Annotated in this window: 7 protein-coding genes; 1 reads left to right on the forward strand and 6 read right to left on the reverse strand. The window is 66.0% G+C overall.

Going from position 1 to position 8455, the window contains the following annotated elements; genetic code table 11:
- Positions 1 to 15: 15 nt before the first annotated feature.
- From MKD38_RS27160 to MKD38_RS27180, 5 genes are all read right to left on the reverse strand, one after another.
- Positions 16 to 1035, reverse strand: a complete 1020-nt coding sequence (locus MKD38_RS27160) for a virulence RhuM family protein (protein WP_252681949.1) — start codon at positions 1033 to 1035, stop codon at positions 16 to 18.
- A 207-nt stretch (positions 1036 to 1242) separates the two neighbouring features.
- Complete coding sequence (locus MKD38_RS27165; RefSeq protein ID WP_256506557.1) at positions 1243 to 2145, reverse strand: 3-hydroxybutyryl-CoA dehydrogenase; 903 nt, start codon at positions 2143 to 2145, stop codon at positions 1243 to 1245.
- A complete protein-coding gene (locus tag MKD38_RS27170) occupies positions 2142 to 2579 on the reverse strand; it encodes an HIT family protein (protein WP_252681953.1) in 438 nt (145 codons plus the stop codon). The genes MKD38_RS27165 and MKD38_RS27170 overlap by 4 nt, the downstream gene beginning before the upstream one ends.
- Before the next feature lie 157 nt (positions 2580 to 2736).
- The gene (gene icmF, locus MKD38_RS27175) at positions 2737 to 6027 is read right to left on the reverse strand and encodes a fused isobutyryl-CoA mutase/GTPase IcmF (protein ID WP_252681955.1); all 3291 of its coding nucleotides are present in this window, start codon (positions 6025 to 6027) and stop codon (positions 2737 to 2739) included.
- A 265-nt stretch (positions 6028 to 6292) separates the two neighbouring features.
- On the reverse strand, positions 6293 to 6640 hold the full coding sequence (locus tag MKD38_RS27180) for a DUF2917 domain-containing protein (protein WP_252681957.1): 348 nt from the start codon (positions 6638 to 6640) through the stop codon (positions 6293 to 6295).
- A gap of 224 nt (positions 6641 to 6864) precedes the next feature.
- Here MKD38_RS27180 and MKD38_RS27185 point away from each other — a divergent pair, with 224 nt between their 5' ends.
- Positions 6865 to 8274 carry an aminotransferase-like domain-containing protein gene (locus MKD38_RS27185; protein ID WP_252681959.1) on the forward strand — a complete coding sequence of 470 codons (1410 nt, stop codon included), beginning with the start codon at positions 6865 to 6867 and terminating at the stop codon, positions 8272 to 8274.
- A 3-nt stretch (positions 8275 to 8277) separates the two neighbouring features.
- Here the strand turns inward: MKD38_RS27185 and MKD38_RS27190 are convergent.
- Positions 8278 to 8455 (reverse strand): amino acid permease C-terminal domain-containing protein (locus MKD38_RS27190; protein WP_305882538.1); only part of this gene is annotated, 178 nt, incomplete at its 5' end.

The following is an 8455-nucleotide window of genomic DNA, read 5'->3' on the forward strand; positions in this document are numbered from 1 at the left end:
GGGAAAAGGCGATGGTCACGGTTTTTTGACCACGGTACCCTCAAGCTGCTGCTCGAGTCGTTCCAGCGCCGCGACATCCTCGGCGTCGGCGGCGAGGCGCTCGGCGTCGCGCCGTTTTGCCTCGAATTCGGTATAGCGCTCGAGCGCCAGGCGCTCTGCCACTTCCGCTGAGACCTTGCCGGCATGCGTCAGGACCTCGCGTTCGTTGAACGCCAGGAACGCATCCAGCTTGTCCGCCCATTCCTGCATGGTCATCGTCTTGCGACGCAGGGCCATGCTTTCGGCGTAGTCGAGATACATCACCACAATGCGGTTGAGCGCGTCGACTTCCGGCTGCTGCAGATAATTCTTGGCAACGCCCACATCGCTCCGCCGCACCCTGCCGCCCTTCCAGCTCGTAAGCCCCATATTCGGCTGACTCGAATCGGATCGGGCTGCAATCAGCTCCGCGGCGGTATGGCCGGTAATGGCCCACAGCATCTTGTTCTGGGTCCTGGCGAAAAAGCGCTGCGCCTGTTCGGTAGTGCCGTCGTAATCGACGGCCGTCGCATAGATATCGCGAATCTTCTGGTAGAACCGCTTTTCGGACGCCCGGATGTCCCGGATGCGTTGGATCAGTTCATCGAAATAATCCCAGCCGCCGGGGTCCTTGAGCCGTTCGTCATCCATGACGAAGCCCTTGACCAGGAATTCGCGCAGGTGGGTGGTGGCCCATTGGCGAAACTGGGTGCCACGATGGGAGCGAACCCGATAGCCTACTGCCAGGATCATGTCGAGGTTGTAGAGCTTGACCGCGCGCCGTACCTGCCGGGTGCCTTCCTGACGAACTATTAAGGATTCCTTAATCGTTGCTGACTCGCTTAGCTCGGCCTCTTCAAGCACGTTCTTGACGTGCATATTGATATTGGGAACAGACGTTTGAAATAGATCCGCCATCTCAAGCTGCGACAGCCAGACCGTCCCACCTTCGGCCCGCAGCCGGATCCGCGCCCCCCCGTCCTCGGTGGTGTACAAGATGAGTTCGCCAGTACGCATAGGCGGGATTCCTCTACCAGTTTCTTGATCGCGTCATCGCGAACGACCCCATAGACTACCCGAAGGGATCGCCCGGTTTGTTGCAGAGTGTGCCGATACCGTGTCGAACGGCAGCACAAACGAAAAAGGCCGGCGCTGACCCAAAACCCAGCCGCCGGCCTCGCTCAGACCCGACCAGCCCATTGCACGGGCCGGTCCCGGTCCGACTTACTTGCTATACACGTACACCCCGCGCCCCGTCTTGCGCCCAAGGTAGCCCGCGGCCACCATCTCGCGCATCAGCATCGCCGGACGGTACTTCGGATCGGCGAACTCGGTGTACAGCACTTCCATCACCGCCAGCATGGTGTCCAGCCCGATCATGTCGGCCAGCGCCAGCGGCCCGATCGGATGATTGCAACCGAGCTTCATGCCTTCGTCGATTTCTTCCGGCGAGGCCAGGCCTTCGCCCAGCACGCAGAAGGCCTCGTTGATCATCGGGCACAGGATGCGGTTGACGACGAAGCCCGGGCTGTTCCTGACGGTGATCGGATACTTGCCCAGTGCCTTGGCCAGTTCCTCCACGGCCGCGTGGGTGGCGTCGCTGGTCTGCAGGCCGCGGATCAGTTCGACCAGCGCCATCACCGGCACCGGGTTGAAGAAGTGCATGCCGATAAAGCGGTCGGCGCGCGTGGTCACGGCGGCCAGCTTGGTGATCGAGATCGACGAGGTGTTGGACGCGATGATGACGTTGTCGCCGACGATGCCGTCGATCTGCTTGAGGATCTTGACCTTGAGGTCGTAGTTCTCGGTGGCGGCCTCGATCACGATGTCGGTGGCCTTGAGATCGTCATACGACGTGCTGCCTTTGATCCGCGCCAGCGCGTCGGCCTTCTGCGCCTCGGTCAGCTTTTCCTTCTTGATCAGCCGGTCCAGGCTGCCCGCCACGGTGGCTACGCCCTTCTGTACCGCGGCGTCGCTGATGTCGACCATCACCACCTTCAGTCCCACGACCGCGCAGGCCTGCGCGATGCCATTGCCCATGGTGCCGGCACCGACGATGCCTACAGTCTTGATTGCCATCTTGTCTTCCTCTGCTTGCTTGGTTGAATGCTTGAATGCGTGGTTCAGGGCGCCAGCTCGCGCAGCGCAGCGATGATGCGCTCGGCATGTCCCTGGAGCACTTCCGGCTCCTGCATGTCGCGCGCGTGGCCGCGCAGCGACTGGTCGTTGTAGCGGGGCACGATGTGGAAATGGACGTGCGGCACGGTCTGGCCCGCCGCGGCGCCGTTGAACTGGCCGATCGAGATGCCGTCGGGGTTGAAGGCCGCGCGCACCGCGCGCGCCACGCGCTGGGTGGCGACGATGGCGGCCTGGGCGCCGCGCTCCGACAGGTCGAACAGGTTGACCGCGGCTTCCTTGGGCACCACCAGCGTATGGCCGTCGGCCTGCGGCATGATGTCCATGAAGGCAATGGTGTCGTCGTCCTCGTACACCTTGATGCACGGCATTTCGCCGCGCAGGATCTTGGCAAAGATGTTGTTCGGGCTGTACTGGGTGTCCATGGTCTTGTGTTGCGGTGGTCTCGGGATTTGTTGCCGCCGGGCGCCGGGTTGTCGGCTTGCCTGCGATGACGGTGCGGCGCAGCATCCGAGTGTAACGCAGGGCGGCCCTTCACCGCGGCCGCCCTGCGCGATTACCGGTCAGCGCGTGGATCGGGCTCTACATATTGCGCCGATACTGCCCGCCGACCTCGAACAGCGCATGCGTGATCTGGCCCAGCGAGCAAACCCGCACCGCGTCCATCAGCACCGCGAACACGTTCTGGTTGTCGATCACCGCCTGGCGCAGCCGCTGCAGCATCGCCGGGGCTTCGTCGGCATGCGCCTGCTGGAATGCCTGCAGCCGGTCGAGCTGGCTCTGCTTCTCGGCCTCGCTGGAACGCGCCAGCTCCAGCTTCTGCGGCACCGGGTCGCCATCCGGATTGCGGAAGGTGTTCACGCCGATCAGCGGCAGCGTGCCGTCGTGCTTGAGCTGCTCGTAGTAGAGCGATTCCTCCTGGATCTTGCCGCGCTGGTAGCCGGTCTCCATCGCGCCCAGCACGCCGCCGCGCTCGGCGATGCGCTCGAACTCCTGCAGCACCGCCTCTTCCACCAGGTCGGTCAGCTCCTCGATCAGGAAGCTGCCCTGGTTGGGGTTCTCGCACCTGGCCACGCCCCATTCGCGGTTGATGATCAGCTGGATCGCCAGCGCGCGGCGCACCGATTCGCCGGTGGGCGTGGTGATGGCCTCGTCGTAGGCGTTGGTGTGCAGCGAATTGCAGTTGTCGTAGATCGCGATCAGCGCCTGCAGCGTGGTGCGGATATCGTTGAAGTCGATCTCCTGCGCATGTAGCGAGCGGCCCGAGGTCTGGATGTGGTACTTGAGCTTCTGGCTGCGCTCGTTGGCGCCGTACTTGTCGCGCATGGTCACGGCCCAGATGCGGCGCGCGACGCGGCCCAGCACGCTGTACTCGGGGTCCATGCCGTTGGAGAAGAAGAACGACAGGTTGGGCGCGAAATCGTCGATATGCATGCCGCGCGCCAGGTAGGCCTCCACATAGGTGAAGCCGTTGGACAGCGTGAACGCAAGCTGCGAGATCGGGTTGGCGCCGGCCTCGGCGATGTGGTAGCCCGAGATCGACACCGAGTAGAAGTTGCGCACCTGGTGGTGCACGAAGTACTCCTGGATGTCGCCCATCACCTTGAGCGAGAACTCGGTGGAGAAGATGCAGGTGTTCTGGCCCTGGTCTTCCTTGAGGATATCGGCCTGCACCGTGCCGCGCACGTTCTGCAGCACCCAGGCGCGGATCTTGGCCTCTTCGTCGGCGGTGGGATCGCGGCCGTTGTCGGCGCGGAACTTGTCGAGCTGCTGGTCGATGGCGGTGTTCATGAACATCGCCAGGATGGTCGGCGCCGGGCCGTTGATGGTCATCGACACCGAGGTGCTCGGGCTGGTCAGGTCGAAGCCGTCGTAAAGCACCTTCATGTCGTCAAGCGTGGCGATCGACACGCCCGAGTTGCCGACCTTGCCGTAGATATCGGGGCGCACGTGCGGGTCTTCGCCATACAGCGTGACCGAGTCGAATGCGGTCGACAGGCGCTTGGCCTCCATGCCCTGGGACACCAGCTTGAAGCGCCGGTTGGTGCGGAAGGCATCGCCTTCGCCGGCGAACATGCGCGTGGGATCTTCGTTCTCGCGCTTGAAGGCGAACACGCCGGCGGTGTACGGGAAGCTGCCCGGCACGTTCTCGCGCATCAGCCACTTCAGCACCTCGCCGTCGTCCTCGAAGCGCGGCAGCACCACCTTGCGCACCTTGGTGCCCGACAGCGTCGTCGTGACCAGGCCGGTGCGGATTTCCTTGTCGCGGATCTTCACCACGTATTCGTCGCCGCTGTAGGCTTCGCGCATCTGCGGCCACATTGCCAGCAGCTTGCGTTCGACCTGGCCCAGCGCGCTGTCGCGCTCCGCGGCCAGCGCGTCCAGCGCGGCGCCATCGCCCTGCGCGGCCCGCAGCATGCGGCTGGATTCGCGCAGCTGCTGGCGCTCGCGCGCGATGCGGCTCTGCTCGGCGACGCGGCGGTGGTAGGCGCGCACGGTGTCGGCCAGCTCGGCCAGGTAGCGGCTGCGTGCCGGCGGCACGATCACGTTCTGGCCGGTGGAGATGCGGCCGGCCAGCGCCGGCAGCATGCCGGGCTGCAACTGCAGCCCGCGTTCTGCCAGCGCCTCGCGCAGGCCTTGGTACAGCATGGTGACGCCATCGTCATTGAAGCGCGACGCCTGCGTGCCATAGACCGGCATGTCTTCCGGCTTGCCGTGCCATTGCTCGCGGTTGCGCTGCACCTGCTTGGCGACGTCGCGCCAGGCATCCTGCGCGCCCTTGCGGTCGAACTTGTTGATGGCGACGAAGTCGGCGAAGTCCAGCATGTCGATCTTCTCGAGCTGGCTGGCAGCGCCGAACTCGGGCGTCATCACGTACAGCGACAGGTCGACGTGCGGCACGATGGCGGCGTCGCCCTGGCCGATGCCGGAGGTCTCGACGATCACCAGGTCGAAGCCCGCGACCTTGCACGCGGCGATCGCGTCAGGCAGCGCCTGCGAGATCTCGGAGCCCGCCTCGCGCGTCGCCATCGAGCGCATGAAGATGTTCGGGTGGTTGATCGCGTTCATGCGGATGCGGTCGCCCAGCAGCGCGCCGCCCGACTTGCGCCGCGACGGGTCGATCGAGATCACGGCGATCGACAGCGCATCCTGCTGGTCCAGCCGGAAGCGGCGGATCAGCTCGTCGGTCAGCGACGACTTGCCGGCGCCGCCGGTGCCGGTGATGCCCAGCACGGGAATCGATGCCTGCTGCGCCTGCGCATGCATCGCCGCCACCAGCGCCGCATCGGCCTTGCCGTTTTCGAGCGCGGTGATCAGCTGCGCCAGCGCGCGGCGGTCGCCGGCGGCGAGGGGCTCGAGCGAGGTGGGGGCATAGCGGCTCAGGTCGAGGTCGCAGCGCTGCACCATGTCGGCGATCATGCCGGCCAGGCCCATGCGCTGGCCGTCCTCGGGGCTGTAGATGCGGGCCACGCCGTAGGCCTGCAGCTCGCGGATCTCGTCGGGCACGATCACGCCGCCGCCCCCGCCGAAGACCTGCACGTGCTCGCCGCCCTTGTCGCGCAGCAGGTCGACCATGTACTTGAAGTACTCGACATGGCCGCCCTGGTAGCTGGAGATCGCGATGCCTTGCGCGTCTTCCTGCAGCGCCGCGGTCACGATCTCTTCGACCGAGCGGTTGTGGCCGAGGTGGACCACCTCGCAGCCATGCGACTGCAGGATGCGGCGCATGATGTTGATCGAGGCGTCGTGGCCGTCGAACAGCGATGCGGCGGTGACGAAGCGTACCTTGTTGGCCGGCCCTGTGCCCGGCTGCACCGGCTTGGGCTGGGGCGCGCCGCGGCGCACATCATGGACATCGGAAAGGTCGGTCATTGTCTCCACCGTGTCGGGGTGTTGGCGGCGACCGCGGCGTCCGCCGGCGCCGCTCTGTGCCGGCTTGGCTGGAAACGCGCGGACTGCGCCCCGGGGTTGGGGCGGATCGATTGTATGACGTTGACGTTAACGTAAATCAATGGGGCGGAACCCGGACGGCGGGGCGCCGGCGTCCTTATAGAGTAGGTGTCCGCGGGCTACGGGCAAACAAAAGGCCACCATGTCGGTGGCCTTTGCGGCGCATCGGGATCGACTGCCGGCCGATTCACCGGCACAGCGCCCCGATCCGCGGGCACTCGCCGAAGGCATCGGTGCTGTGCTCGTCCACCCGATGCCGCAGCGCGCGCAGCCACGCGGCCAGCCGCTGCATCGACCACGGTGCCGGCGTCTGCGCCAGCGTGAAACGTGCGTCCGCGCCATCGCCGGACAGCCAGACCCGATAGCCCTCGGGCAGCGCCAGTTCCTGGCCCGGTTCCAGCCAGATATCGTTGGGGTTGCCTTCCACCGTCACCCACAGCTTGCCCGCCACCGCGCAGACGGTCTGCCCGTAACCGGCGCGCCAGCTCACCGGCAGTCCGGGTTGGTCCAGTTCGAAAGTCCGTAGTTCGCGCATGTTGCACTCCTTGTCAGCCCGGCGGTCAGCGCGGGTGCCGTAGCATCCTGGATGGGGATGCCGGCGCCTTCGTCCGCCACCCTTCCATTATTCGCATCCCTCACTACAATCCCATGTACAGTTGTGAACAGTTTTCGATGGACTGTTCAGTAGTTTTTCCTGACAGTTGCCTGCCCACCGCCGCTCACAGGCAGCTCACCGGCAGCTCACCGGCAGCTCCGCCCATGAAACTCATCTTAGATGCTTCCACCGGAATTCCACTGACCGAGCAGATCGTCGAAGGCGTGAAGGCGTGGATCGGCAACCGCGAGGCGCGCCCCGGCGCGCGGCTGCCGTCGATCCGGCAGCTGGCGGCCGAGAACGGCATCAGCCGCTTCCCGGTGATCGAGGCCTATGACCGGCTGGTGTCGCAGGGGCTGCTCGATTCGCGGCAGGGCTCGGGGTTCTATGTGGCGGACAGTCCGCTGGCGGGGCGCTCGGCGCGCGGCTGGTCGGACCCCAGCCTGGCCGAGGACCTGTCCGACCATATCCTGGAGCAGTTCAACCACCCCAGCGGCACGCTTAAGCTGGCGGGCGGCTTCGTCCCCGAGAACTGGCGCGACGTGGAGGGCCTGACGCAGGCGATTCGCGCGATCTCGCGCAACGAGATCGACAGCGTGATCCACTACGCCACGCCGATGGGCCATCCGGAGCTGCGCCGCCAGGTGCTGCTGCGCGTGCGCCAGCTGGGCATTGCGGCGGAGCTGCCGCAGGTGCTGATCACCACCGGCGCCAGCCAGGCGCTGGACCTGGTGGTGCGCCACCTGCTCAAGCCGGGCGACACGGTGTTCGTCGAAGACCCCGGCTACTACAACCTGTTCGGGCTGCTGCGGCTGCACGGGGTGCAGCTGGTGGGCGTGCCGCACACGCCCGACGGTCCCGACCCCGACGCCACCGAGGCGCTGCTGCGCCAGCACAAGCCCAAGCTGTTCTTCACCAACAGCGTGCTGCAGAACCCGACCGGCTCGACGCTGGCGCCGCCGGTGGCGTTCCGGCTGCTGGAGCTGGCGCGCCGCCATGGCTTCCGCTTTGTCGAGGACGATATCTTCTCGGACTTCCAGACCCATTTCACCGACCGGCTGGCCACGCTCGACCAGCTCGAACACGTGATCTACATCGGCGGCTTTTCCAAGACGGTGTCGGCCTCGCTGCGGATCGGCTACCTGGTAGCCGGCAAGGCGCTGGTCAAGGACCTGGTCGACGTGAAGGTGCTGACCAGCGTGGCCGGCTCGCACTTTGCCGAAGCGGTGACTGCGGCGCTGCTGGAGCGCGGCGGCTACCGCAAGTACGTGGAGCGGCTGCGGCTGCGCGTGCGCGAAGCCGTCGCCAATGCGGTGCGGCAGCTGCACGGCAACGGCTGGGAGGTGTTCTGCCAGCCCTCCGGCGGCAATTTCCTGTGGGCGCGCCCGCCGGGCATCGAGGACTCGCGCGAACTGGTGACGCTGGGCGAGCAGTTCGGCGTGACGCTGGCGCCGGGCAATTACTTCCGCCCGGGCGGCGAGACCTCGGCGTGGATCCGCATCAACGCCGCCTATGCCAACGAGCCGCGCGCGGTGGCATTCATGCAGGCGGCAGCGGAGCGCGGCGCGCGTTGACCCTCAGCCGCCGTGGTTATGCAGCACGGCATTGCGCCGCGCATAGGCGAAGTAAATCACCAGCCCCAGCGCCAGCCACACCAGGAAGGCGGCCCAGGTCAGCGCCTGCAGGTGCGCCATCAGAAACAGGCAGAAGCCGATCGAGAGCAGCGGCACCACCGGCACGCCCGGACAGCGGAAC

The organism is Cupriavidus sp. WGlv3 (assembly GCF_023952475.1).
Taxonomy (GTDB): Bacteria; Pseudomonadota; Gammaproteobacteria; order Burkholderiales; family Burkholderiaceae; genus Cupriavidus; species Cupriavidus phytorum.

Coding starts and splice junctions, on each gene's coding strand:
- MKD38_RS27170 (WP_252681953.1), bottom strand. CDS start 2,579: ATGGACACCCAGTACAGCCCGAACAACATCTTTGCCAAGATCCTGCGC.
- icmF (WP_252681955.1), bottom strand. CDS start 6,027: ATGACCGACCTTTCCGATGTCCATGATGTGCGCCGCGGCGCGCCCCAG.
- MKD38_RS27185 (WP_252681959.1), top strand. CDS start 6,865: ATGAAACTCATCTTAGATGCTTCCACCGGAATTCCACTGACCGAGCAG.
- MKD38_RS27180 (WP_252681957.1), bottom strand. CDS start 6,640: ATGCGCGAACTACGGACTTTCGAACTGGACCAACCCGGACTGCCGGTG.
- MKD38_RS27160 (WP_252681949.1), bottom strand. CDS start 1,035: ATGCGTACTGGCGAACTCATCTTGTACACCACCGAGGACGGGGGGGCG.